At 63.3% G+C, this 25680-nt stretch carries 20 protein-coding genes and 1 pseudogene; 13 read left to right on the plus strand and 8 right to left on the minus strand.

The window, feature by feature from the left end:
- Nucleotides 1–398 precede the first annotated feature (398 nt).
- The gene (locus B586_RS10265; RefSeq protein ID WP_047316116.1) at nt 399–1073 is read left to right on the plus strand and encodes a cutinase family protein; all 675 of its coding nucleotides are present in this window, start codon (nt 399–401) and stop codon (nt 1071–1073) included.
- Between the two features lie 34 nt (nt 1074–1107).
- Nucleotides 1108–1653, plus strand: coding sequence for a class I SAM-dependent methyltransferase (locus B586_RS10270; RefSeq protein ID WP_047316117.1), 546 nt, complete (start codon nt 1108–1110; stop codon nt 1651–1653).
- A 3-nt stretch (nt 1654–1656) separates the two neighbouring features.
- Here the strand turns inward: B586_RS10270 and B586_RS10275 are convergent, their stop codons facing one another.
- From B586_RS10275 to B586_RS10285, 3 genes are read right to left on the minus strand one after another with little or no spacing between them, the layout of a single operon-like run.
- Nucleotides 1657–2028, minus strand: coding sequence for a hypothetical protein (locus B586_RS10275; protein ID WP_047316118.1), 372 nt, complete (start codon nt 2026–2028; stop codon nt 1657–1659).
- A gap of 15 nt (nt 2029–2043) precedes the next feature.
- Nucleotides 2044–2742, minus strand: coding sequence for a thiocyanate hydrolase subunit gamma (gene scnC, locus B586_RS10280; protein WP_047316119.1), 699 nt, complete (start codon nt 2740–2742; stop codon nt 2044–2046).
- Nucleotides 2743–2786: 44 nt separating this feature from the next.
- Nucleotides 2787–3626 carry an SH3-like domain-containing protein gene (locus B586_RS10285; RefSeq protein WP_054880019.1) on the minus strand — a complete coding sequence of 280 codons (840 nt, stop codon included), beginning with the start codon at nt 3624–3626 and terminating at the stop codon, nt 2787–2789.
- A gap of 197 nt (nt 3627–3823) precedes the next feature.
- Between B586_RS10285 and B586_RS10290 the strand changes: the two genes are divergently transcribed.
- The 6 genes and pseudogenes from B586_RS10290 (at nt 3824) to B586_RS10320 (ending at nt 11024) form a co-directional block, all read left to right on the plus strand.
- Nucleotides 3824–4987 carry an acyl-CoA dehydrogenase family protein gene (locus B586_RS10290; protein ID WP_054880018.1) on the plus strand — a complete coding sequence of 388 codons (1164 nt, stop codon included), beginning with the start codon at nt 3824–3826 and terminating at the stop codon, nt 4985–4987.
- A gap of 102 nt (nt 4988–5089) precedes the next feature.
- Nucleotides 5090–6519, plus strand: a pseudogene (locus B586_RS21600) (GNAT family N-acetyltransferase).
- A 76-nt stretch (nt 6520–6595) separates the two neighbouring features.
- On the plus strand, nt 6596–7840 hold the full coding sequence (locus tag B586_RS10305) for an amino acid deaminase/aldolase (protein ID WP_054880016.1): 1245 nt from the start codon (nt 6596–6598) through the stop codon (nt 7838–7840).
- A 55-nt stretch (nt 7841–7895) separates the two neighbouring features.
- Complete coding sequence (locus tag B586_RS10310; protein ID WP_054880015.1) at nt 7896–9101, plus strand: M28 family metallopeptidase; 1206 nt, start codon at nt 7896–7898, stop codon at nt 9099–9101.
- Nucleotides 9098–10393, plus strand: coding sequence for a D-arabinono-1,4-lactone oxidase (locus tag B586_RS10315; RefSeq protein ID WP_054880014.1), 1296 nt, complete (start codon nt 9098–9100; stop codon nt 10391–10393). Before B586_RS10310 ends, B586_RS10315 begins: the two co-directional genes overlap by 4 nt.
- A 67-nt stretch (nt 10394–10460) precedes the next feature.
- Entirely contained in the window at nt 10461–11024 is a 564-nt protein-coding gene (locus B586_RS10320; protein WP_047316125.1) for a hypothetical protein, read from the plus strand.
- Nucleotides 11025–11091: 67 nt separating this feature from the next.
- Here B586_RS10320 and B586_RS10325 read toward each other — a convergent pair whose 3' ends face one another.
- The 4 genes from B586_RS10325 to malQ form a co-directional block, all read right to left on the minus strand.
- Nucleotides 11092–12843, minus strand: a complete 1752-nt coding sequence (locus B586_RS10325) for a molybdopterin-dependent oxidoreductase (protein ID WP_054880974.1) — start codon at nt 12841–12843, stop codon at nt 11092–11094.
- Between the two features lie 152 nt (nt 12844–12995).
- On the minus strand, nt 12996–13172 hold the full coding sequence (locus B586_RS22750; RefSeq protein ID WP_156406750.1) for a hypothetical protein: 177 nt from the start codon (nt 13170–13172) through the stop codon (nt 12996–12998).
- Between the two features lie 59 nt (nt 13173–13231).
- Nucleotides 13232–14134, minus strand: a complete 903-nt coding sequence (locus tag B586_RS10330; protein WP_047316145.1) for an LLM class F420-dependent oxidoreductase — start codon at nt 14132–14134, stop codon at nt 13232–13234.
- A 23-nt stretch (nt 14135–14157) separates the two neighbouring features.
- On the minus strand, nt 14158–16302 hold the full coding sequence (gene malQ, locus B586_RS10335; protein WP_054880013.1) for a 4-alpha-glucanotransferase: 2145 nt from the start codon (nt 16300–16302) through the stop codon (nt 14158–14160).
- Between the two features lie 186 nt (nt 16303–16488).
- Here malQ and B586_RS20895 point away from each other — a divergent pair, with 186 nt between their 5' ends.
- The 3 genes from B586_RS20895 (at nt 16489) to eccCa (ending at nt 22413) form a co-directional block, all read left to right on the plus strand.
- Complete coding sequence (locus tag B586_RS20895) at nt 16489–16644, plus strand: hypothetical protein (protein WP_156406751.1); 156 nt, start codon at nt 16489–16491, stop codon at nt 16642–16644.
- 94 nt (nt 16645–16738) lie between these two features.
- Nucleotides 16739–18259, plus strand: coding sequence for a type VII secretion protein EccB (gene eccB / locus B586_RS10340; RefSeq protein ID WP_054880012.1), 1521 nt, complete (start codon nt 16739–16741; stop codon nt 18257–18259).
- Nucleotides 18256–22413, plus strand: coding sequence for a type VII secretion protein EccCa (gene eccCa, locus B586_RS10345; RefSeq protein WP_047316128.1), 4158 nt, complete (start codon nt 18256–18258; stop codon nt 22411–22413). Before eccB ends, eccCa begins: the two co-directional genes overlap by 4 nt.
- A 22-nt stretch (nt 22414–22435) precedes the next feature.
- On the opposite strand, the gene B586_RS10350 is transcribed toward eccCa, so the two are convergent.
- Complete coding sequence (locus B586_RS10350; RefSeq protein WP_054880011.1) at nt 22436–23617, minus strand: cytochrome P450; 1182 nt, start codon at nt 23615–23617, stop codon at nt 22436–22438.
- A 167-nt stretch (nt 23618–23784) separates the two neighbouring features.
- On the opposite strand from B586_RS10350, the gene B586_RS10355 reads away from it, so the two are divergent.
- Nucleotides 23785–23979, plus strand: a complete 195-nt coding sequence (locus B586_RS10355) for a ferredoxin (protein ID WP_047316130.1) — start codon at nt 23785–23787, stop codon at nt 23977–23979.
- Nucleotides 23980–24442: 463 nt separating this feature from the next.
- On the plus strand, nt 24443–25621 hold the full coding sequence (locus B586_RS10360; protein ID WP_211141622.1) for a PPE family protein: 1179 nt from the start codon (nt 24443–24445) through the stop codon (nt 25619–25621).
- Nucleotides 25622–25680: the final 59 nt, after the last annotated feature.

Consider the following 25680-nt stretch of genomic DNA (forward strand, 5'->3'; position numbering starts at 1 on the left):
GCATTACCGTGAGCGAGTGCCGTCACCCGCACGCGATCGGGCCCATTGCCACTTAGGAACATGCGCAACGACACCGACATGAGATGAAACGAGCCCGGTCCCCGATCGGTTCGAAGGTCGGGCGGCACGACAAAGCAAGAGCAGGGATCATTTTTGGCCCAAATTGGCACCGCGGCCGAAAGTGCTTCGCGGCGAGCATGAGTCGCCGCGACTACGGTGGCGCCCATACGGACAACTCGAACTATCAACCCGGATGGCGCGGCACGCATGGGATGGCAGATGTCTGTGCCGCGACGATGCCGCTTAGCGGACCCTGTCGGATCGCGAGCGTAACAAACAGGCATCATTGACGCGTGAGCGCAACCATTCTTATTCGGTCTAGCGGCGCTGTGGTAGCCATGATGTGTGCATTGCTGACCGCATCCGTCCCATCGGCATCTGCTGCCCCATCGGTAACTGCTGGGCCGTGCCCCGATATCGAGGTGGTGTTCGCCCGCGGTACCGGTGAGCCACCTGGCGTGGGTGGCATCGGACAGACATTCGTCGATTCGCTGCGCTCGAAAGTCGGCGGGAAATCGATGACTGTGTATGGGGTCAATTACCCGGCGTCCACTGATTTCCTAACCGCCATGTCCGGTATCGATGACGCGGGCTCCCATGTTGAGCACATGGCTGCGGGTTGCCCCAACACCAAGATGGTGCTCGGCGGCTTCTCCCAAGGCGCGGCCGTGATGGGCTTTGTGACTTCGGCCGCCATACCGGATGGAGCACCTTCGGATGCACCCAAACCGATGCCACCCGACATTGCAGATCACGTCGCCGCGGTCGTCCTCTTCGGCATGCCGTCCGAGGGGTTTATGAACTCGATCGGTGCGCCGCCGATCGCGATCGGCCCGCTGTATGCGCCCAGAACCACGCAGTTATGCGCCTCGGGCGACCCAGTCTGCTCTGGAGGAGGGGACTGGGCCGCACACAACTCGTACGTCGACGACGGGATGGTCGAGCAGGCTGCAGATTTCGCGGCGAGTCGGCTCCAGGCAACTGAGTCGGAGGGGCGACCACCAGGACGCTAGTTTTGGCGCGGTCCAGCCAGAACGGGTCGCGGTTGTGACCGAACATGATCGGCATCGCTGGGATGAACGCTATGCCGGCCGGGGCCCGGCGCGGGTCAGTGCGGTTGCACCGCCCGCTGTCTTGGCGGCGCACGTGGAGGTGTTCCCGACTGCGGGACGAGCCCTTGATCTCGCCTGCGGCCAGGGATGCGGCACCGTTTGGCTGGCCCGCCGCGGCTTGGATGTTTTGGGGTTGGATGTCTCTGCGGTGGCCATTAGTCAGGCGCGGGATCTGGCCCGGCGCACCGGCGTCAGCGATCGTTGCCGGTTTGACGTCTTCGACCTCGACGCGGGCCTGCCGACCGGGCCACCGGTCGACCTCATTCTCTGTCACAAGTTCCGCGACCGCGGCCTCGACCAGGCGATCATCGAGCGTCTGGCGCCGGGCGGGCTGCTGGCAATCGCCGCGCTGAGCGACGTCGACGCCGCCCGAGGTCGGTTTCGCACGTCGCCCGGCGAACTCACCGCTGCGTTCGCCGAACTCAATCTGGTGGCCGCCGGCGAGGGCCAAGGTTGCGCATGGCTGCTAGCGCGAGCCTGACAGTTAGGCTTCCAGCCTGGCCCGCACAGCCGCGAGCCGTTCGGCCAGCTCGGCCTCATCGATGACACCACGCACCACCAACGAGTGCGCCAGTGCAACCAGCCGGTTCTCCGGATAGGGCAGGCCAGAATAAACGGTTGCGGACAGCGCGTCCTCTTCGGTGCGTCGGTCGACAAAATTGAGTATCTGTGTACCGCACATACTTTGGTCGAGTGCGTCACAGATTCCGTCAAGGCTCGTTTTCCACGGCGGCGTCGGATTATCGACCCCATGCTTAGCCGCCATGCGGCTCCAGACTTGGTTGCGGGCAACAATTTTCGCCAGTGGCGCGATCGTAACGCCTGCGACTGAGTTCAGACTGTCCGAGGTGCTCATTTGTGCCCTCGTAGCTCAGTGCTCGACCGGGTGGATGGCCGGGCGGGTCTTGGTGATCACGTTCGTCGTCACACCGGCCTTGGGCAATGCGACGCCGATAAGACAATCGCGAGTGATGATTTCGGCTAGCTGGTCTTCGCCCCAGCCCTCGGTATCATCCGGGCGTACCGGCATCACCATGAAACGATGTTTCTGATTGGAATCCTCCACTCGGATCTCGACTTCCTCTGGCAGGTACAGTCCGAACTCTGCGAGCACCTGGCGCGGCCAGCGCACGATGCGACGCCGATAGTTAGGCGTGCGGTACCACTCAGGTGAATTACCCAGAATCGGACGCGGATAGCAGGAGCACAGCGTACAGACAATGACGTGGTGCAGCGTGGGCGTGTCTTCAAGCACATGCAGCGCGGTGAAGTCGCTGGGCGTTCCGAAACCGGTGGGTTGCAGCCAGTCGACACCAACTTCGCGGCTAGCAGCGAGCGCATCGGTGAGCACCAGCTTCTTGTACTCCGGATCAAGCCAAGCCCGGGCCACCATGCGTGCGGCGGGAGCCGGGCCGATCTGTTCAGCGAATTCGGTGAAGCGGCGATGATCCTCCGCGGTGAAAATCCCTTTTTCGATGCATAATTCGCGAAGGGCGATCTCGAGGACTTCGAAGTCGGTGATCTCATCCACCATGGGCGCGGCGGTCCGGTCGTGGTCGTGGTCGGTCATGCTGAGGTCCTTTCGCGACGAAGTCAATGACTGAAAGCTGGCGGCTAGCCCGCCGCTTCGAGCCACCGCTCGGGAATCTCAGTCTGCAGCGTGTCCTTGGCTGGTCCGGTGTAGCCGTGCCAGAGTTCGGAGAGGTTAAACCGAACGATATAGAACCACTCGGGCTTTTGGTCGGGGCCATCCCAGGTCTCGTCCTCGGCGGCGGGGCTTTCGTACGAGACCACCGCGATCTTGCCTTTCGCGCCTCGTACGTACTCCTGGGTGCGGGTGTAGAACAGGACAGGGAGCTCCCGCACCATGACTGTGTCCCCGACCTTGAACTTCGGCTCGCCGGCCTGGCCCGCAAACACTTGCGGATCACCTTTACCGACCGCGTGTGTGTGATGCTGGTTGCGTTTCACCTTCGACGGGTCGCCCTCGAATTTGGGCGTAGCTATCAAGGGCTTTCCCTGCAGTCCGCCCGCATAGCGGGCGTTGACCTCCGCCATGCGCTCCGCCAATTCGCTCAGGCCAATGTGGTGCTTCTCGACAAGGATGCGTGCCACCGCCAGCAGCCAGCGTCCGTAGTAGGGAAGTCCGAGATAGATCGTGCGGCCGAGGTCGACGTTGCCGATCCGGCGGCGTTCCTCGGACAACCATATTCCGCGCCAGCCGAGAACCTCGCACATGACGTAGGTGTTTTCTTCCCAGGTCTCGTACTGCTTGTTCTCGAATTCGAGGGGAGCATCCGGTTCGCCGCCGACGTCGTGGGGAGTCTTGACGTAGGCGCTGAATCGGTCGTGGTCGATGAGATCGGGTGTGGGTGCGTCGGGAAGTTCCGGGTAGGAGGACTTAAGCCGAGCCACTAAGTCCAGGTGGGCTACCCGGTGCAAAGGAGTCGTCATCAGAACTCCGTTCCTTGTCGTGACGCCGTAGCACAGTCTGGTGCTCACCCAAATACAGCTCGTGTCTGCTGTCAACGCCACGCACCTGTCTTGAGCCCGTCTATGCTTTCCATCACGTAGCTGCCGGACTAGGCCCGCGGGGTGGGGAAACTATGCGAGCCTGAGCCGGCATTCGGTCGATAAGCCAGGGGGCAGCATTGTCCGAGCTTTTTCCCGCGTACCGAGCGAGCTGGGAGACAGACCAGCATCGCGAACTGCGCAAACACGCGGCAGAGTTCATGCTCAAGGAAGCCACTCCGAACCAGGAACGGTGGGCCCGCCAACACCAGGTCGACCGCGAGTATTGGAACAAGCTGGGCGATGCGGGGCTGCTCGGGCTGGACCTGCCTGAGCGGTTTGGTGGCGCCGATGGTGACTTTGGCTTTTCGGCCGTTGTCGCCGAAGAACAGGCGTTGGCGAACGACACCGCATCCGGCTGGGCCGTGCATTCGCCGATCGGCGCGCACTACATCAACACTTACGGAACCGAGGAACAAAAGCAGCGTTGGCTACCCAGGATCATCAGTGGGGATGCGGTCCTTGCCATCGCGATGACCGAGCCGGGTGCCGGTTCTGACCTGCAGAACATACGCACCACCGCGGTTCGCGACGGCTCACACTATGTCGTCAACGGATCAAAGACGTTCATCTCCAACGGAACCCATTGCGATCTGCTGATCATTGTCGCCAAGACCGATCCCGCAGCAGGATCGGCGGGAATTTCTTTGATCGTGGCCGAAACAAAGGACAATCTGGGCGGCTTCGAGCGCGGGCGAGTTTTGGACAAGATCGGCCAGCACGGTCAGGACACCCGCGAGTTGTTCTTCTCCGATATGCACGTGCCGACGGCGAACCTGCTCGGAAACAGCGAGGGGCTGGGCTTCTATCAGCTGATGGAACAGCTGGCGCGCGAGCGGCTGATCATCGCTTCGCTGTGCGTCGGCCTGGCCGAAAGCGCGGTGCTGGAGGCGGTCCGCTACACCAAGCAACGAGAAGCGTTCGGCCGCACGCTGATCAAGTTCCAGCACAACCGATTTGAACTCGCGCAGCTCAAGGCCGAGACGCTGTCCATCAAGACCACGGTCGACTATTGCATCCAGCAGTACATCGACGGCCATAACGACCCGGCCACCGCGTCAATGGCCAAGCTGATCGCCGCCGATAAGACCGTTGATGTCGTCGATCGGTGCCTACAGTTTTTCGGCGGCTACGGCTACATGATGGAGTACCCCATTGCGCGGGCCTATGCGGCGGCGCGGGTGACCAAGATCTATGGTGGCACAAGCGAAATCATGAAGGAGATCATCAGTCGTTCACTATAAGTTTGGCTCGAGGCGGATTTTGAAATCACTGATGACCCTAGCCAGCGTGCGGCCAGGTAGGTGTCCACCGTCGGGACGCATTTCGGCCGTGACAATCGCAGGATGCGCGATCTGAGCCTGTCCGACGGCACCCTCACGCTGTCCCCGCTGTGTGTGGATGACGCAGTGGCCCATCTGGCCGGGGAGGACGAGCAGCTGGTCCAGCAGCAGTGGGCGACCAGCGGTCCGCTGCGGGCCTTCGCCATCCACGCCCGCGCCAGGGCGTGGGCTGGCGACCCGCGCTGTCGACCTGGCGTGCCAGTACGTGGCCGAACACGGTGTGAGTACCGCAGTGGTGAAGGTGGAACCGCAGAACGCGGCGTCGGCCCGAGTCGCGCTACGGACCGGCTTCACCTACGCCGGTCGGATCCGAGAACAGAACGGCACGGTCTTCGACCGCTATGAGCGAGCCCTCGTCCCGGGGCTGGTGGTCAGGATGGCCGACGAGGCCGAGCCCCCTGTCGGTGGATCGCCGAGGTCGGCACGTGGCAACGGCTGGCCATCGACGCCTCCAGCCGCGCTGCCGGTTTCTATCGCAGGCTCGGCTAGACAGCGGTGGGAGATCTGCCGGACGGCAGCATCCGCTTCGAAAAGCGCTGCGCGACACCCGTCGTCGGCAAGATGCACGACGACGAAGTGGACATTGACGAACACCTGGTGCGGCGCCTGCTGAGCGATCAGTTCCCCCATTGGGCCGACCTGCCCCTCACCCCGGTCCGCTCCGCAGGGACGGACAACGCCATGTACCGGCTCGGCGATAACCTCGCCGTCCGGATCCCCAGGATCCACTGGGCCGTCGAGAGCCTGCGGACCGAACAGCACTGGTTGCCCCGGATCGCCCCGCACCTGCCGGTGCCCAGCCCCATCCCGGTGGGCCTGGGCACCCCGACGGAGGACTTTGAATGGCCCTGGTCCATCTGCCGCTGGGTCGACGAAGAGAACCCAGCGGCCGGCCGACTTACCGACCCCACCGGGCTCGCCCAGGATCTCGTCGCCTTCATCGCTGCCCTGCGCGCCGTCGACCCCACCGGCGGGTCGGCGGCGCATCGGGGCTCGCCACTGGCAGTGCAGGACGAGGAGGTCCGCGCCGCGCTGCCGGCCCTGGACGGGCTCATCGACGTCCGGGCGGCGACCTTCGCCTGGGAGGAAGCCCTACGGGTCCCGGTGTACGCGGGCCCCGCGATGTGGTTCCACGGTGACCTATCCCCGTTCAACCTCCTGACCGTCCGGGTCGACTGGCTGGCGTCATCGACTTCGGTCTCATGAGCGTCGGAGACCCCAGCATCGACCTGATCCCCGCGTGGAGTCTGCTGCCCCCACTCGCGCGAGAGCAGTTTCGCACCGCGCTGAAGGTCGATGACGGCGCCTGGCACGCGGTCGCGGCTGGGCGCTGTCGGGCTCGCTCATCGCACTCCCGTACTACAAGGACCACCAACCCACGGCTCGCGGACAGCGCTCGCCACGTCATCCGTGAAATCCTCGCCGACCGCTAGCACACCGCGAACGTCGGCAGCTCTGCTGGCAATGCCAGCTGCGCCCGTATTGAGTCGTGTTGAGTAAGGTGACGGCGTGCACGAGTTGGCCGGTCACGCGCGACGTTCGGGCAGTGCGGTCGGGCTGGACCCCGACAGCCGACTGCGCCGCTATGAGGAGGCATTCGCCGACCACGATGCGCCATTCGCGTTTATCGACCTCGAAGCGATGTGGGGCAACGCCAAGCAAATGCTCACGCGTGCAGGCGACAAGCCGATCCGGGTGGCGTCGAAATCGTTGCGTTGTCGGCCGCTGCAACGGGAAATCCTCGATGCCAGTGAGCGGTTCGATGGCCTGATGACGTTCACCCTCCCCGAAACACTCTGGCTTGCGGGGCACGGTTTTTCGAATCTGCTGCTCGCCTACCCGACGACCGACCGGGCGGCACTGCGCGAGCTCGGTGCGATCACCGCCGACGACCCAGACAGGGCGCCAATCGTGATGGTCGACAGCGTTGAGCACCTCGACGTGATCGAGAATGCGACCGGTAACCCAGTGCGACTGTGTCTGGACCTTGATGCTGGGTATTGGCGCGCCAAGGGGTGCGTGAAGATCGGCCCGAAGCGTTCGCCACTGCACACACCGGAGCAGGTGCGCGCGCTGGCGGTGGAGATCGCGCGACGGCCGACGCTCAAGCTGGTGGCGCTGATGTCCTACGAGGGCCACATCGCGGGCTTCGGCGACAAGGTGGCCGGCAAGCGCATCCAAAACGCCGTCGTCAGGTGCATGCAGCGCCAGTCGATCGCGGAGCTGCGTGAACGTCGTGCACGCACTGTTGAGCTCGTACGCGAGGTCGCCGACCTCAAGATCGTCAACGCCGGCGGCACTGGCGACCTCCAACTCGTCGCCCAGGAGCCGGCAATCACCGAGGCGACCGCTGGCTCGGGGTTCTACGCGCCGACGCTGTTCGACTCGTACTCCACCTTTTCCTTGCAGCCGGCGGCAATGTTCGCCCTACCCGTGTCGCGCCGGCCCGGCGCGAAGACCGTCACCGCGCTTGGAGGCGGCTACCTGGCTAGCGGAGTCGGTGCGAAGGACCGTATGCCGACGCCGTACCTGCCGGCGGGGCTGCGACTCGACCCGATGGAGGGCACCGGCGAGGTTCAAACGCCGTTGCACGGCGACGCGGCCCGTCGGCTAAAGGTTGGTGACAAGGTCTATTTCCGCCACACGAAGGCCGGCGAGATGTGTGAGCGGTTCGATCGTCTGCATTTGGTCCGGGGCGCGCAGATCGTTGACACCGTGCCGACGTACCGCGGTGAGGGCCGCACATTTCTGTGATGCGGAACTTGTGGAACTTTGCGAGCACAATCCAAGGCACACAAAAGGAGCTGCCATGACCGCAATCACCGCGTTGCCGACTGAGCTGGACACGATGCGCGAGGTCGTCGAGGCGCTCGCGCCGATCGAACGTGCCGCCGGTCAGCCGGGCGAGCAGCAGGCGGCCAGATGGATCGTTGAGCGCTTGGGTGCTGCGGGCGCGCACAATGCCCGCGTCGAAGAGGAGCAGTTCTACGACGGCTACCCGCGGCTGCACGCAAAGCTGACCGCGGTCGGGGTTGTGGCCGGCGTCGCGGGCTTGGTTAGCCGCCGCTTGCGGGGCCCAGCCGCCGTGGCGGGGCTGAGTGCGGGACTGGCGATCGCCGACGACTGTTCGAACGGTGCGCGGGTGGTACGCAGGACAGTGCAGAAGCCCCGGACGACGTGGAACGTAGTGGCCGAGGCCGGCGATCTCGCCGGCAAGCAGACGGTTGTGGTGTGTGCTCATCACGATGCCGCGCATAGCGGCAAGTTCTTTGAGGCCGGCTTTCACGAGGCAATAGTGGATCGATTTCCCGGGATCGTTGAGCGCATCGACACTTCGCTGCCGAACTGGTGGCCAGCGATTTTTGCACCCGTAATCGCCGGCGTCGGCACGCTGCGCGGCAGTCGCAAAATGATGGTTACCGGCGCCGTAATGAGCGCGATCGCAACCGCGTTGTTCGCCGACATCGCTCGCAGCCCGATCGTTCCGGGGGCCAACGATAACCTCTCTGCCGTCGCCCTGCTCGTCGCGTTGGCCGAGCGGCTGCGTAATCGGCCGGTGCAGGGTGTGCGGGTGCTGCTGGTTTCTCTTGGCGCCGAGGAACAGCTGCAGGGCGGTATCTACGGCTTCATGGCGCGTCACAAATCCGAGCTCGACCGCGACCAAACATACTTTCTGAATTTCGACACGATCGGCTCGCCCGAGCTGATCATGCTCGAGGGCGAGGGCACCACGATTATGGAGGACTACTACCACCGACCATTTCGCGATCAGGTGGTACGGGCCGCCGAGCATGCCGACGCGCCGCTACGTCGAGGCATGCGGGCGCGCAACAGTACCGACGCCGTGCTGATGAGTCGCGCGGGCTATCCGACCGCGTGCTTCTCGTCCATCGACCGCCATAAGGCACTCTCGAACTATCACCAGATGTCCGACACACCCGAGAACCTGGTCTACGAGACGGTAATGCACGCGGTCACTGTCGCTGAAGCGGTGGTGCGGGAGTTGACGCGGTGAGCATCAAGTGGGGCAACTGGGCTGGTGAACAATTCTGCGCACCGTCGGCGATCGTCCGGCCCACCTCGGAGGCAGAACTGGTTGAGGCGGTCACGCGGGCAGCGCAGCGTGGCGAACCAGTACGGGCGGTGGGCACCGGGCATTCGTTCACCGACTGCGCGTGTACCGACGGAGTGATGATCGACATGACCGGCCTCCAGCGGGTCATAAGCGCAGATCCCGCAACCGGTTTGGTGACGATCGAGGGTGGCGCGAAGTTACATGCCCTCGGCCCGCAGCTGGCCGAGCGCGGACTCGGGTTGGAGAACCAGGGTGATATCGACGCGCAGTCGATCACCGGCGCCACCGCCACCGCGACGCATGGGACCGGTGCGCGCTTTCCGAACCTGTCGGCGCGGATCGTAGCGATGCGGCTCGTCACCGCAACCGGTGACGTGCTGACTTTGACGGAAGACTGCAACGATGACGCCTACCTGGCGGCGCGGGTGTCGCTGGGTGCGCTAGGGGTGATCTCGCAGGTCACGATCCAAACGGTGCCGCTGTACACGCTAAATCGCCGCGACGAACGACGTGCACTGACTGAGACCCTGGAAAACCTCGACGACTATGTCGACGGCAACGACCACTTCGAGTTCTTCGTATTTCCTTACGCGGATACGGCTTTGACGCGCACCACCCGCCGCAGCGACGAGGAACCTACGCCGACGCCGAGGTGGAAGCGCAGGCTTCACGAGCAGGTGGAAAACGGGGGATTCGGCGTGATTTGCCGGACCGGCCGACGGTTTCCACCTGCCGCACCGACCCTCAATCGCTTGATGACGAAGGTGATCTCGAATTCCACGGTCTCCGACCGCGCCTACAAGGTGTACGCGACCGAGCGCAAGGTCAAGTTCACCGAGATGGAGTATGCGATCCCTCGCGAGCACGCACGTGTCGCGATCCAGCGGGTCATCGACCTCGTGCGCCGTCGCAACTTGCCGATCATGTTCCCGCTCGAGGTGCGCTTCGCGGCGTCCGATGACGCCTTCCTATCTACTGCGCATGGGCGTGACAGCTGCTACATCGCCGTCCATCAGTACACCGGGATGGAATTCGAGACCTACTTTCGTGCCGTCGAGGCAATCATGGATGAGTATGCCGGCCGCCCACATTGGGGCAAGCGCCACTATCAGAGCGCCGGTACGCTTCGCGAGCGGTATCCCCGATGGGATCGTTTCGCCGCCGTCCGCGACCGCCTCGATCCCGACCGCGTCTTTCTTAACGACTACACCCGGCGCGTGCTGGGGCCCTGATACCGCGATTTTCTGCGATGCGAGCAGATCAACGGTCGTTTTGGCAGGTGACGTACGGTAGGAGCCTATGCAAAATTACGACTATCTCACCTACGAAGAGTTCGGCCGTAAATTCTTCGAGGTCGCTGTCACACCGGACCGGGTTGCCGCCGCATTCGCCGATATCGCGGGCAGCGAGTTCGCGATGGAGCCGATTGCTCAGGGGCCTGGCAAAATCGCCAAGGTCAGCGCCAATGTCAAGATCAAAGAACCTCGGGTCACGCGGCGCCTCGGCGACAGCATCACGTTCGTCATTCACATTCCGCTTTCGATCGATCTACTCGTCGACCTTCGGCTCGATAAGCAGCGGTTTGTCGTTGCCGGTGACATCGCATTGCGGGCAACCGCACGCGCCGCCAACCCGCTGCTGCTCATCGTCGACGTCGCGAAGCCGCGGCCGTCCGATATCACTGTCAACGTGTCGTCTAAGTCCATCCGCGGCGAAGTGTTGCGCATTCTCGCGGGCGTTGACGGTGAGATCCGGCGATTCATCGCTCAGTACGTCGCAGCCGAAATCGACTCACCTCAATCCCAAGCCGCACAAGTTATCGATGTAGCCCACCAGTTGGACGCCACCTGGGCCGGCCCCTAGGAGCCAAGTGCACCAAGGGCTGCTTCGCTACCGAAAAGCGCAGTGTCGCATGGATACTTGTTGGTCGCTAGAGAGTTTGGTGCCGTCCGAAATACTTGTGGTCTTCGCTATAGCCGCCGTAACCGCTACCGATATCGGAGTAGTCGGCGACGAACTCGATCCCTTTGATCCACTTCACTAATTTGAAGCCGTGCTGCAACTCATTACGTAGCCGCAGCGGCTTGCCGTGCATGTAGGGGAGCGGCTGGTCGTTCATGTTGTAGGCCAGCATCGTCATATGGTGGCCCATTTGACCGATGTGGTGCGCGTTGTAGTAAATGCCCCCGGTCGCGCCAAGGCCCATCGAGTAGAACACCACCCACTTCGCCTCGGGCAACGGTTTGACGATGTCCATGATCGTCTTCATCTGCACACCACCCCATTTGGCGACACCCGACCAAGCTTGGATGCAGAAGTGCTGGCTGATCTGATCGTGGTAGGGCAGCGCCTTCAACTCGTCGAGCGAGAACTCAGTCGGGCGCTCGACGAGACCGTAGACTTTCAGCCGCCAATCACGAAAGTCGTTTTGCTCCAACTCTTTGTACTCGACGGTCTCAGGTAGGCGCCCATTGCGCCAGTGGTGCGGCGAGATGTCTTTTTCGGTGAAGGCACCGGGCTTAGGGTCGAGCTGTTCCAGCGCCCGCTGGAACGGGCCGACGAGCGCATATCCGACTCGCTGAACCACACGGGGATGGCGAATGTTGAACGGGGTGGCCCAAACCCAGGCGATCGCTGTCACCACCATCGCCGCAGCGAAAATCCAGAAACCCATCCAGCTGTTATCGTCGCGGGCCGCGAACATGTGGTTGAGGTTTCGCAGCGCGCTGGTTGCGAAGACCAGCGTGACGTGCACCAGGATGAAGAACAAGAAGTACACCAGCACCAGGAAGTGCAGCGACCGCGCGTGCTGAATGCTCAACCGCTTGCTCAGCCAGTGGACTCGCTGCGACAGTGCCGGCGACATCCCGAGTCCGGTGATCATTGCCGCCGGGGCGGCAATGAAGACCGTGGTGAAGTAGGCCAGCAACTGCATGCCGTTGTAGGCGACCCAACCGTTGTCTGTCGGCCAGTCCAGCGACAGGTACTGAATTGCCACCGACGCCGCATCGGGGAAGACATTCCAGCTCGTCGGCACGATGTGCCGCCACTGCCCGGTGGCGAACAACAACACGTAAAACACCGCCCCGTTGAGCAGCCATAAAACATCGATTCCAAGGTGCCACCAGCGCGCCAACCCGATGGAGTGTCGGAACCCGGGCAGCCCGAATTGCGGCGGTAAGGCAACGGTATCGGCGTTGGCCGTCCACAACTCGTCGTCGGGCACCGGCGGGCCCACTCGCAGCCACTCGTCCTTGCCGGGGGTGGCGTTGCGACTGAAATACAGCCTGGGGTGGTCACACAGAATCTGCATCCCCGTCCTGATGATGAACATCATCAGGAAGAGGTTGAAAAAGTGGGTCCAGCCGATCCATGCGGGCAGGCCCGGGCTGACGCCGACATGGGTGTCCGTCCCGGGGTACCGCTGGATGAACGACTGCACCGCCGGCATGTTGTGCAGGCCCTTGCCGATCGCCACCGCGGCCACCAGCAGCGCGAAACCGAGCGGAATCAGCCACATCAGGTTGAACCACTTGTCACGGCCGACCCGCAGCCGCGGCGCGGTTGCCCGCCTGGTGAGATCAAATCCGCCACCGTAGGTCTCGACATCGACGATGTCTGCGGCGGTATGGACCTCGTCGCGGTAGTTGGGATCAGACGCCAGCGGCGTACCACCGGCCAGGGGCGTGGTGGCGTCCTTGGGCGTTGACCGTCCAGCGTCCGTTGGCTGCTGGACGGCACCCGTGCGATTAACATCGATGTTACTCACGCGGCCGAAAATACCCGCTTCCCGCTGGATCTCAAGCAAACCCATCCGCTAGCGGAAATTACTGTTCAGCGCCCGAGAAAACGCTGCTGGCCAAGACCGCAGAGCCACTGTCTTCTGCAAACACGGTCTTTGGTGGCGGCTGTGAACTCGATGGCGTTGATCGTTAAGGCCCGGCGACTGATCCGCCAGCTCGGCGGTGACAGTGAAAAGCTTTGCTGCAGCGTCGGATTGACGATCGTCAACGGTGGCGGCGTACCGGTGCACCAAATCGCTGAGGGCCGCCCGGTTCGGTATGTGAGTGTCAGGCCGGTTCACGAGGCTCCGCTGAGGCCAACGACAGCCGCTGCGCGCAGGCCGACAGGACGTCTTTGGCCTGTTCAATATCGGTGGTCGGCGGCATCGCCAACACGATCCGGTCGGCGCCCTGATCAATCAGGGCGCCGGCGCGCTCGGCATCGATCTTGGTGACCAGGTGGCCCAGCGACACCTCAAGCTGCGCCGGGTCGCGGCCCGCAACCGATGCTTCCTCGCGCATCCACCCGATCAGTGACGCGAGCCGCGGACCGGTGACGCCGAGCGGTTGGAAGCCGTCACCCAACCGGCCAGCTCGGCGCGCGGCCGCCCGGGTGTGTCCACCGATATGAACCGGAAGATGTTCGCCAGCAACTGGTTTCGGGTAGCACATGGCATTCTCGAAGTTAAAGAACTCGCCGTGATACGACGCCCCGTGGGGCTGGTCGGCCCACAGTGCCCGCAAGACGGCCAACTGCTCGTCGGCTCGCCGGCCCCGACTGTCAAACTCGGCGCCACAGGCCTTGAGCTCTTCCTTGAGCCAACCCATACCCACGCATAGCCGGAGTCGGCCGCCGGAGAGCGCATCAACCGTGGCGGCGCGTTTGGCGAGCACGACGGGATGATGGTTGGGCAGTACCAACACTCCAGTGGCCAATCCCAGCTGGTTCGTCTGGCCGGCTAAAAACGCCAGCAGATCAAGCGGGTCAGGGATGGGGCAGTCGGCTGCCAGACCAACTCGTCCGGAACTGTCATAGGGATAGACGCTGTCGTAGCGGGTGGCCAAGACGGTGTGCTCGACGACGATGATCGATTCGAACCCGCACAGCTCAAGATGGCTGGCAAAGCTGACCATCCAGTCTGGGCTCGCGGTGACACCGTCAGCGACTGGTGCGACGACCCCGACCTTCACGCGGACAGTCATGGCACCCGAAGTTAGCAGCTAGGCGCAGCCGAGATCTGAGCGCGCACAGCCTCGGCCAAGGCCGCCGCCCTGCGATCGGTGAAGACGTCTTCAAGCAGCAGCGGCTGGCCGTCGGGGCCGGTCAGCGGAATCCTCCAGTTGGGGTATTCGTCGGTAGTGCCTGGCTGATTCTGGGTCCGGCGGTCACCGACTGCGTCGGTCAGTGCCACCCCTAACAGCCGCGAGGGCGTTCGGCCCAGATACCGATAGAGGGCCAGCACAAGCTGTTCCGGGTCGTCGTCCTGATCTCCCAGCAGCCCGACCCGGCGCAGCTCACGCATCCAGGCTTCCAGGTCGGCGCGGTCGGACTCGACTTCATCTTCGCCCGGTCGGGTCAACAGTCCCAGTGACTCCCGTAGCCGCACATGGTCGCCAGCCAAGTAGCCGGCGGTCGGCGGCAGATCGTGGGTGGTGACCGACGACAAGCAGTACTCGCGCCAACGCTCAGCCGGCAATGGACCGCCAGTTCCGTCTCGATCCAGCTCAAACCAGAGGATCGAAGTGCCCAACAGACCCCGTAGTAGTAGGTAGTCACGCACCCACGGTTCGACCGTGCCGAGGTCCTCCCCGACGACGAGCGCCCCGGCCCGGTGCGCTTCCAAGGCGACGATGCCGACCATCGCTTCATGGTCGTAGCGCACGTAGGTACCTTGGTTTGGCGGTGCCCCCTCCGGGATCCACCACAGCCGGAACAACCCGATGATGTGGTCGATCCGTACCCCACCGGCATGGCGTAGCACAGCCTGGATCACCGCACGGAACGGTCGATACTCCAGCTCATTTAACCGATCCGGCCGCCATGGTGGCTGCGACCAGTTTTGGCCGAGTTGATTGAATTCATCTGGCGGCGCGCCCGCGGTTACGCCCCGCGCCAGCACATCCTGTAACGCCCACGCGTCGGCCCCATTCGGGTGCACGCCGACAGCCAGGTCGTGCATGATGCCCAACGACATTCCGGCTCGCACCGCATGTGACTGTGCCGCCGCGAGCTGCTCGTCGAGCTGCCATTGCAGCCAGCGGTGGAAATCGACGGCATCCGAATGTTTTTCGACGAAACGAGCGACACCGACGCCGGCCGGATGCTGCAGAAAACTCGGCCAGCAGTGCCAGTCGCCGCCGTAACGTTCGGCCAACGCGCACCAGGTGGCGAAGTCGTCGAGCGCGCGTCCTTCACGTTGGCAGAAGGCGGCGTAAGCCATCTGGCGGCCTGCTGATCGCGGTACTCGATGCAGCAGCAGGAGCGCCGCCCGCTTGGCCACCCAGGCGCTGTCACGGTCGATGGTGTCGAGTTGGCCGGCGCGTTGCTGGACCTCGGTCCGCAGCTCCCGTACCCGGCCACGCGTCTTCAGGTCGGAGAATTCCGGGATTGCTTCGACGCGAATATATAGCGGATTAAAGAAGCGTCGCGAAGTCGGCAGATACGGCGACGGCTCCATGGGAATCGTCGGGGTGGCCGCGTGCAAGGGATTGATCAGTACATAGTCAGCGCCGTGCCGGGAAGCCGACCAGACTGCGAGGTCTGTCAGATCGGTGAGATCACCAATACCCCACGACTGCCTCGACCGCACGCTATACAGCTGCGCGGCGAGGCCCCACGCCCGGCGGGTGCCGAGCTGCTCCGGCAGACCGACCCAATCCGGTGTCACGATGAGCGCTGTGCTGGTCTGGGAGTCGCCGGACCGTAGCTGCACGCGGTGGTAGCCCAGCGGCAGATCGGTGGGCGTCACGAAGCTGGCCTCGCCGATCCAGCGTCCGTCCAGATCGAAAGGCGGAGTGAAGTTGTCGACCTGCTGCAGCCCGCCCCGTTTCGTGCCGTCCTCGAGCTGTAACCACACTTCGGCGGGAGCGCCGTGGCTCACATGCACCCAGAATCGTGCCTGGGCACCGGCGCGGGCGACGATTGTGGCCGGCATCTGACGTGCCCAGTAGGACCTACGATGCACGGTCAGGGCGGTGTTGCGGTCTTGCTCGGTACCGGCTGCCACACCGAGGGCGGCAAGCGCAGCGACCAGCGTCGTCTCAGCGACGTGCACCTGACCGCCGGTCCAGTCCGCATACCCGGTCGCGATGCCAAACCGCCTGGCAAGTTCGACGAGCGAGGGCGCGAGCTCAGCCATGCCGCCAATCTTGCGTCCCGGACGCGCCCCGTGACGACGCGGCCCGCTCAATGGTCCCCTGGGAAGGTTTGTCGAGTGACTATTGCGCAGGTCAGCGAGGCGCAGGCCGGAGTGGACGCTTAGCAGGACGAGCTAGCCATCCACGGCTACCATGCTGTGCAGGCGCGAAAATCTCCAATGGGGGACATGAAACGTGGCAGTTCAGTGGTCGCGGTGGCAACCGTCCACGCGACTGATGGCGCGATCCCGTCGACCGACCGGCTGATCGGACTCAAGAACGCTGGATTCAAGGATGTAGTCCGACGCCGAGATGGGCGGGTATACCGCACCATGGCCAAGTAAATGCGGGTGATTTACGGTTATCGATATGAGCAGCGCATTGCCCTAAATCCAGGTCAATATGCAGGCGTTTTCTTAGACCGGAAGGTGATCTAACGTGGCCGAAGAGAGCCGCGGGCAGCGGGGGTCGGGGTACGGCCTCGGCCTGTCGACACGGACCCAGGTGACGGGTTATCAGTTCCTGGCCCGACGAACCGCAATGGCGTTGACGCGCTGGCGCGTCCGCATGGAGGTCGAACCAGGTCGCCGCCAGACGCTGGCGGTGGTGGCATCGGTTTCCGCGGCATTGGTGGGCTGCCTGGGAGCGCTGCTGTGGTCATTTATCAGCCCATCCGGCCAGCTGAATGAGTCGCCGATCATCGCGGACCGTGACTCCGGCGCCCTGTACGTCCGGGTGGGGGACAGGTTGTACCCCGCCTTGAATCTGGCGTCCGCGCGGCTGATCACCGGGCGACCGGACAACCCGCACCTGGTTCGGTCCAGCCAGATCGCCACGCTGCCACACGGACCGCTGGTGGGCATCCCCGGCGCACCGTCGGAGTTCTCGCCCCAAACTCCGCAGACATCGTCATGGCTGGTGTGCGACACCGTGGCCACCTCGACCGGGGTTGGGTCGCCGTCAGGGGTGACGGTCACAGTGATCGACGGATCCCCAGACCTGTCCGGCCACCGGCGGGTGTTGAACGGCTCGGACGCGGTCGTGCTGAACTACGGCGGGGATGCATGGGTCATCCGGCAGGGACGCCGGTCCCGCATCGACGCCATGAACCGGTCGGTGCTGTTGCCACTGGGCTTGACGCCAGAGCAAGTCAGTCAAGCGCGTCCGATGAGCCGGGCGTTGTTCGACGCTTTGCCGGTGGGGCCCGAGTTGGTAGTGCCGGACGTGCCAAACCAGGGCAATCCGGCCTCATTTCCGGGCGCCCCGGGCCCGGTGGGCACGGTGATCGTCACGCCACAGATCAGTGGTCCGCAACAGTATTCGCTGGTGTTGGCTGACGGCGTGGAGACGCTCCCCCCGCTGGTGGCCCAGATCATGCAGAACGCCGGTAACCCGGGAAACGCCAAACCGATCACCGTCGAGCCCTATGCGTTGGCAAAGATGCCGGTGGTCAACAAGCTAGATCTGTCTGCCTACCCAGACACCCCGCTGCAGGTGGTCGACCTCCGAGAGAATCCGTCGACCTGCTGGTGGTGGGAACGGACCGCCGGTGAGAGCCGGTCACGTGTCCAGGTGATAACCGGGCCGACCATTCCGATCAGCTCAGCCGACGTGAATAAAGTGGTGTCGTTGGTGAAGGCGGACACGACCGGACGCGAAGCCGACCAAGTCTACTTCGGTCCTAACTATGCGAACTTCGTTGCGGTCACCGGCAACAATCCGGCGGCTCAAACAACGGAATCGCTGTGGTGGGTCACCCGGGCGGGAGCTCGGTTTGGGGTAGACGACACCAAGGACGCGCGCGAGGCATTGGGTTTGAAAGGGACGCCCAGCCTGGCGCCCTGGGTGGCGTTGCGGCTACTGCCGCAAGGCCCGACGCTGTCCCGAGCGGATGCATTGGTGGAGCACGACACGCTACCGATGGACATGACCCCTGCAGAGTTGGTGGTACCGAAGTGAAACGTGGCTTTGCGCGACCGACGCCGGAAAAGGCTCCGGTTATCAAACCGGAAAACATCGTCCTGCCAACACCGTTAAGCATTCCGCCACCAGAGGGCAAGCCCTGGTGGATGATCGTGGTCGGCGTCGTAGTGATCGGCCTGGTGGGCGGCATGGTCGCCATGACCTTCGCCAGCGGTTCACGGGTATTCGGGGGCGCCGGCTCGATTTTTCCGCTGTTCATGATCGGCGGCGTCGGGATGATGATGTTCAGCGGCCGAATGGGCGGTCAGCAGCAAATGAGCCGGCCGAAGCTGGACGCGATGCGCGCCCAGTTCATGTTGATGCTGGACATGCTGCGGGACACCGCGAATGAGTCGGCTGACAGCATGGACGCCAACTACCGGTGGTACCACCCGGCGCCCACCACGTTGGCCGCTGCCGTGGGATCGTCCCGAATGTGGGAACGCAAGCCTGACGGCAAGGACCTCAACTTCTGCGTCGTCCGAGTCGGCGTGGGTATGACGCGTCCCGAGGTGACCTGGGGCGAACCGCAGAATATGCCGACCGACATCGAGCTGGAGCCGGTGACGGGGAAGGCGCTGCAGGAGTTCGGACGCTATCAAAGCGTCGTCTACAACCTGCCAAAAATGGTTTCGCTGCTCGTGGAACCCTGGTATGCGCTCTTGGGGGACCGCGAGCAGACGCTGGGATTGATGCGGTCCATCATCTGCCAGCTGGCGTTCTCGCACGGGCCCGACCACGTGCAGATGGTGGTTGTCAGTTCCGATTTGGAGCAGTGGGACTGGGTGAAGTGGCTGCCGCATTTCGGTGATCCCCGGCGTCACGACGCAGCAGGCAACGCGCGGATGGTGTACAGCTCGGTGCGGGAATTCGCCGCGGAGCAAGCCGAATTGTTCGCCGGCCGCGGGTCATTTACGCCTCGGCACGCCAGTTCATCGGCACAGACCCCGACACCTCACCACCTGATTGTCGCGGACGTCGCCGATCCGCAGTGGGAGTACGTGATCAGCGCCGAAGGTGTCGACGGGGTGACGTTCTTCGACTTGACCGGCTCGTCGATGTGGACAGCAGTTCCGGAGCGCACGTTGCGGTTCGACGAAAAAGGTGTGATCGACGCGCTGCCCCGCGACCGTGATACCTGGATGGTGATCGACGACAAGCCCTGGTTTTTCGCCCTCACCGACCACCTCAGCATCGCCGAAGCAGAAGAGTTCGCGCAGAAGCTGGCGCGCTGGCGGCTGGCCGAAGCCTACGAAGAGATCGGCCAGCGAGTTGCCCACATCGGTGCTCGAGACATCTTGTCCTACTACGGAATTGACGATCCAGCCACGATCGACTTTGGCGCGTTGTGGAACAGCCGCACCGATACGCTGGGCAGGTCGCGGTTGCGGGTACCGTTCGGCAATCGATCCGACAACGGTGAGCTGTTGTTTTTGGACATGAAATCGCTCGATGAAGGCGGCGATGGCCCACACGGGGTGATGTCGGGGACAACTGGTTCGGGCAAATCGACGCTAGTGCGAACCGTGATCGAATCGTTGATGCTCGCTCATCCGCCGGAGGAGTTGCAGTTCGTGTTGGCCGACCTCAAGGGCGGGTCGGCGGTCAAGCCGTTCGCCGGCGTGCCGCACGTGTCCCGGATCATCACTGACCTTGAAGAAGACCAAGTGCTTATGGAGCGCTTCTTGGACGCGTTGTGGGGCGAAATCGCCCGCCGCAAAGCGGTCTGCGACAACGCCGGTGTAGACGACGCCAAGGAATACAACTCGGTGCGAGCCAGGATGCGGGCGCGCGGCCAGGACATGCCGGCGCTACCGATGCTCGTGGTGGTCATCGACGAGTTCTACGAATGGTTTCGTATCATGCCGACGGCGGTCGACGTGCTCGACTCGATCGGCCGGCAAGGCCGCGCCTACTGGATTCACTTGATGATGGCGTCGCAGACCATTGAGAGCCGAGCTGAAAAGCTCATGGAGAACATGGGCTATCGCTTGGTGCTCAAAGCACGTACCGCCGGCGCGGCGCAGGCGGCCGGCGTGCCGAACGCGGTGAACCTGCCGGCTCAGGCGGGTCTGGGGTATTTCCGTAAGAGCCTCGAGGACATCATCCGGTTTCAGGCCGAGTTCCTGTGGCGGGACTACTTCCGCGGCGTCACCATCGACGGCGAGGAACAACCAGTGTTGGTGCACAACATCGACTATGTTCGACCACAATTGTTTACCAACTCGTTCACGCCGCTCGAGGTGAGTGTAGGAGGCCCCGAGGTCGATGCGGAGGCGGTCTTTGCCAACGGCGAGGTGGTCGACGAGGAGGTCACTGAGGGAGAGGCCGAAGGAGGGGTCAGGACACCGAAAATCGGTACGGTGATCATCGATCAGCTTCGCAAGATCGACTTTGAGCCCTACCGGTTGTGGCAACCTCCGCTGACCCAGCCCGTCGCCATCGACGACTTGGTCAACCGGTTTTTGGGTCATCCCTGGCACAAGGACTACGGCTCGGCCAGGAATCTTGTGTTCCCCCTCGGGATCATTGACCGGCCGTTCAAGCATGACCAGCCGCCGTGGACGGTTGACACCTCCGGACCCGGCTCCAACGTGCTGATTCTCGGGGCCGGCGGTTCGGGCAAAACCACGGCGCTGCAGACACTCATCTGCTCGGCCGCACTTACCCATACCCCCGAGCAGGTTCAGTTCTACTGCCTGGGCTACAGCAGCACCGCGTTGACCACGGTGGCGCACTTGCCCCACGTCGGCGAGGTAGCCGGTCCTACGGATCCGTACGGTGTGCGCCGTACCGTGGCCGAACTGCTGGCGCTGGTTCGCGATCGCAAACGTAGCTTCCTCGAACACGGGATCGCCTCGATGGAGGTGTTCCGGCGCCGCAAGTTCGGCGGTGAGCCGGGCCCGGTGCCCAATGATGGGTTCGGCGACGTCTACCTGGTGATCGACAACTACCGGGCGCTGGCCGAAGAAAACGAGGTACTGATCGAGCAGGTGAACCTGATCATCAACCAGGGCCCCTCGTTCGGCGTGCACGTGATCGTCACCGCCGATCGCGAATCAGAGCTGCGGCCGCCGGTGCGTAGCGGCTTCGGTTCCCGAGTCGAGTTGCGCTTGGCCGCCGTGGAAGACGCCAAGTTGGTGCGTTCCCGGTTTGCCAAGGACGTTCCGGTCAAGCCGGGACGCGGCATGGTCGCGGTCAACTACGTCCGACTCGACAGCGATCCGCAGGCGGGGTTGCACACGTTGGTCGCCCGGCCAGCGTTGGCCAACACCCCAGATAACGTCTTCGAGTCCGACAGCGTGGTCGCAGCGGTCAGCCGGCTGACGAGCACCCAGGCCCCACCGGTGCGCCGGTTGCCGGCCCGGTTCGGCGTGGAACAAGTGCGAGAGCTGGCGGCCCGGGACACCCGTCAAGGGGTTGGCGTAGGCGGAATCGCCTGGGCGATATCGGAATTGGACTTGCAGCCGGTCTACCTGAACTTCGCCGAGAACGCGCATTTGATGATTACGGGTCGACGCGAATGTGGGCGGACCACAGCCCTGGCTACCATCATGTCCGAAATCGGCCGGCTCTACGCACCGGGCGGTACCAACGCACCGCCGACCTCGGAACGCTCTGCGCAGGTATGGCTGATCGACCCGCGTCGTCAGCTGCTGACGGCGCTGGGCTCCGACTATATGGAGAAGTTCGCCTACAACCTCGACGGCGTATCCGCCATGGTGGGTGACTTGGCGGCGCTGTTGGCCGGCCGTGAGCCGCCGCCTGGCCTGTCCGCGGAAGAGTTATTGTCGCAGTCGTGGTGGAGCGGCCCGGAGATCTTCTTGATCGTCGATGACATCCAGCAACTGCCGCCAGGTTTCGATTCACCGCTGCACAAGGTTGTTCCGTGGGTGACCCGGGCCAGCGATGTCGGCTTGCATGTCATTGTCACCCGCACGTTCGGAGGCTGGTCTTCGGCGGGCAGCGACCCGATGTTGCGGGCCCTGCATCAGGCGAACGCGCCATTGTTGGTGATGGACGCCGATCCCGATGAGGGCTTCATCCGCGGCAAGATGAAGGGCGGTCCGTTGCCCCGCGGCCGAGGCCTGTTGATGGCCGAAGACACCGGTGTGTTCGTGCAGGTGGCGGCGAGTGAGGTGCAGCGATAGCGCCTGCATTACTGGCACTTGACTAGCTCCAGCGCAGCGGCAATGCCTTGAGCGCGAAGGACTTCGACGGGAATTGAATTTCGGGCAGGTAACCCGGAGCCAGTTCGAACTCGGGTATTTTCTTCAGCCATTCATCGATAACGAGGGCGAGTTCCAGACGTGCTAAATGTGACCCCAGGCATCGGTGTGGCCCACCGCCAAACCCCCAGTGCCGGTGCACCTTTCCGTCCATAACCAACTCGTCGGTAGATATTTCGTCGGTGCCGTCGCGGTTGATCGCGGCCAGGCACAACCGCACTGGTGAGCCTGGGGGCAGCGTCATTCCACCGACGTTGACGAACTCGGTGGTGATGCGAGGAGCCACCGGTGCCGACGGCTCGAGTCGGACGATCTCTTCGATAAAGGCCCTGATCTGCTTGGGTTTGTCACGAAGCATCGTGCGCAGCTGTGGTCTATGCGCGAGTTCGAGCAGGCAGAAACCCACGGCCGCCGTCACAGTATCCAGCCCAGCCAGTATTAACAGGTGACTCAAGCCCAACACCTCGATCTCGCTGAGCGGGTCTTCGCCGATGAGAACCTGCGACAACACATCCGGCCTCGGATTCCGCTTGCGTTCGGCAATTGCGTCCACGAAATACTCGAGCAGTTCCCGCTGCGCAGCAATGTCAGCTTCGGAGGGGAACGGCTTGTCCGACATGCCGATGACGGCGTCTTTCAGGGCAATCAGGCGGTCACGATCCTGCACCGATAGTCCATAAAGAACAAGGAACAGCTGAAAGGGGAACAGCTTCGCGAAATCGGCCATCGCCTCACACTCGCCCAGGCTGGCGATGGCATCGATCATGGCGACAGTGTGGCCGCGCAATGTTGGCAGCGCCTTATTTAAGGCGGCCGGGCTGAAATAGGGCTGCAAGATCTTTCGGTACCTTGTGTGCTCCGGCGGGTCGAATGCCAACGGAAGCACCGGCAGTGGATTTCCGGGGGGTTGCAGCGCCTCCCTCGAGGAGAAAGCTTTCGTATCGCGTAGTGCGGAGAGTACGTCTTCGCGACGCGTGAGGTAGTACCAGCCGTTCATGAAAACCACCGGCCCTGCGTCGCGCAGTGTCTTCCATCCCGCACCTCTGTCGGTGGTCATCGGTAATGTCGAAAATTCAAGCCGCGGTAGGTGAAATGTGCCCCGCTGGCCTTCGCCGAAGGTGCTCATGTCTTTCGTTTGTCCGTTCTTTGCTTCGCGGTCGCCGACGCAGCCATGCCGTGATGACACTGCCAATAAGCGAGCCGCCGCCGCAAGGCTTGCCGAACAGCTAATCTACGTATTGACCAATATGGCCGGATCTGACGTCTGTCCGATGTGCGCGAGGGAGGAAACCCGTGAAGGTTCGTCTCGAACAGTCCAGGTGCGTGGGGCACGCGCAGTGCTACGCCGTTGATCCGCAACTGTTCCCGATCGACGACTCGGGCTATTCGACCCTTGAGGAGCACGAGGTACGGCCGGAGGACGCACAGTTGATCCGAGATGGCGTCGCCGCTTGCCCAGAAATGGCGCTCATTCTCGAAGCAGACTGATCGAGTCGGCTTCCAATGGGCCATCTGGACGCTACGCGTTATGCAGGTAGCCATGGCTGAACCGATCCGAAAATTTAACAGCGGCTTAACAGTGGTTTGTGCTGCATGAATACTTGGCATCGCCAGCGGCCGAGGCCCGTTTTGCCCCTTAGAGTCTCGTGTGCGGCTGTTCGGTACGAATCAGCTGTAGTTGATTACGGTTCGCGCTCAACGGTTTTGAGGAAGAAGGCACGTCTTGCGGTTGCATTTGCTGCCCGTAGTCGGGACCTGGCCACCGAACGATAAGTATCCGCAAGATCCGCGGCTTGCTTGACAAGCCGGGCTGCTGCTTGACGTCAGGGGCCAACGGGTGACGATTGAGTGCGAGTTCGTGAGAACGCTGGGGATCGCGCCGATCAGCACGGGGATAGCCGAGACCGCCTGCGGGATCGCGGTCGGCTAAGGGGGTTAAGGAGGGGTGGTGTTGGATTTCGGGGCGTTACCGCCGGAGATTAATTCGGGTCGGATGTATACCGGTGCGGGTTCGGGGCCTATGTTGGCCGCTGCTGCGGCCTGGGACGGGTTGGCGGCTGAATTGAGTTCGACGGCGAGTGGCTATGGGTCGGTGGTTTCGGAGTTGACGAACTCGCCGTGGCTGGGTCCGGCGTCGCGCTCGATGGTGGCGTCGGCGACGCCATATATAGCGTGGCTTAGCGCAGTGGCGGGGTTGGCTGAGCAGGCCGGTGTGCAGGCGCGGGCTGCCGCGGCCGCTTATGAGACGGCGTTTGTGATGACGGTGCCCCCGCCGGTGATCGCAGCAAATCGGATGTTGTTGATGGCGCTGATTGCGACCAATTTTTTCGGCCAGAATACGCCGGCGATGGCGGCCACCGAAGCACAATACGCCGAGATGTGGGCTCAGGACGCCACCGCGATGTATGGCTATGCTGGCTCGTCGGCGGCTGCTTCGCAGTTGAGCCCGTTCACTGCACCGGCGAAGAGCGCCGACCAATCCGGACTGGTTGCACAGTCAGCGGCGGTTGCTAACGCCGCGGCCACGCCGGCCGGCGCCGGCGGGCAGACGGCGTCGTCGGCGACTTCGGACCTGATCAGCGCGTCGGCGGTGCCTCAACTGCTGCAACAGCTTTCGTCGTCGGTATCGACTCTTTCCGGTGAGTTGAAATCTCATCCGATTGTGCAGTTGCTGGGCTCGATTCCCGCCAATCAACGGACTGCCATCGCTCGTACCCTGGGGCTTTCGTATTTCGGTCTGGGCATACCACAGTTTTTCGGCTCGATCGGACAGCAGTTGACGTTTGGCGCCGGGACGACGGCAGGCTCGGGCGGGGCTTGGTACTCGACGCCGCAGTTTGCCAGCTTCAGCCTGGGCGGGAGTGGGCAGGCGTCGGCAAGTTTGGCCTCCGCCAACAGGATTGGACTAATGTCGGTGCCTCCTACGTGGAGCGCGTCGCCTGGATCGATGGAACAGTCGGCCGCCCAGGCGGCGGCCGTCAACTATGTATCCAGTAGTTCGCCAAACGGAGCTGGGGGTCTGCTACGGGGACTGCCGATGGGTGGCGGTGGGCGGCGCGCTGCCGCGGGCTTTACCCACCGATACGGGTTCCGCCAGAACGTGATTACCCGCCCGCCGTCGGCCGGATAACGCCATGAATCCAGTGATAACCCGTCAGCCAGAACCCGATCGCGACCACACCACCGAAA

Origin of the sequence: Mycobacterium haemophilum DSM 44634 (assembly GCF_000340435.2) — a bacterium.
GTDB lineage: Bacteria > Actinomycetota > Actinomycetes > Mycobacteriales > Mycobacteriaceae > Mycobacterium > Mycobacterium haemophilum.

What these genes read in the sequence shown, in the direction of transcription:
- B586_RS10265 (WP_047316116.1), top strand. Translation starts at nt 399, where the DNA reads ATGATGTGTGCATTGCTGACCGCATCCGTCCCATCGGCATCTGCTGCC.
- B586_RS10275 (WP_047316118.1), bottom strand. Translation starts at nt 2,028, where the DNA reads ATGAGCACCTCGGACAGTCTGAACTCAGTCGCAGGCGTTACGATCGCG.
- scnC (WP_047316119.1), bottom strand. Translation starts at nt 2,742, where the DNA reads ATGACCGACCACGACCACGACCGGACCGCCGCGCCCATGGTGGATGAG.
- B586_RS10285 (WP_054880019.1), bottom strand. Translation starts at nt 3,626, where the DNA reads ATGACGACTCCTTTGCACCGGGTAGCCCACCTGGACTTAGTGGCTCGG.
- B586_RS10310 (WP_054880015.1), top strand. Translation starts at nt 7,896, where the DNA reads ATGACCGCAATCACCGCGTTGCCGACTGAGCTGGACACGATGCGCGAG.
- B586_RS10320 (WP_047316125.1), top strand. Translation starts at nt 10,461, where the DNA reads ATGCAAAATTACGACTATCTCACCTACGAAGAGTTCGGCCGTAAATTC.
- malQ (WP_054880013.1), bottom strand. Translation starts at nt 16,302, where the DNA reads ATGGCTGAGCTCGCGCCCTCGCTCGTCGAACTTGCCAGGCGGTTTGGC.
- B586_RS20895 (WP_156406751.1), top strand. Translation starts at nt 16,489, where the DNA reads ATGAAACGTGGCAGTTCAGTGGTCGCGGTGGCAACCGTCCACGCGACT.
- B586_RS10350 (WP_054880011.1), bottom strand. Translation starts at nt 23,617, where the DNA reads ATGAGCACCTTCGGCGAAGGCCAGCGGGGCACATTTCACCTACCGCGG.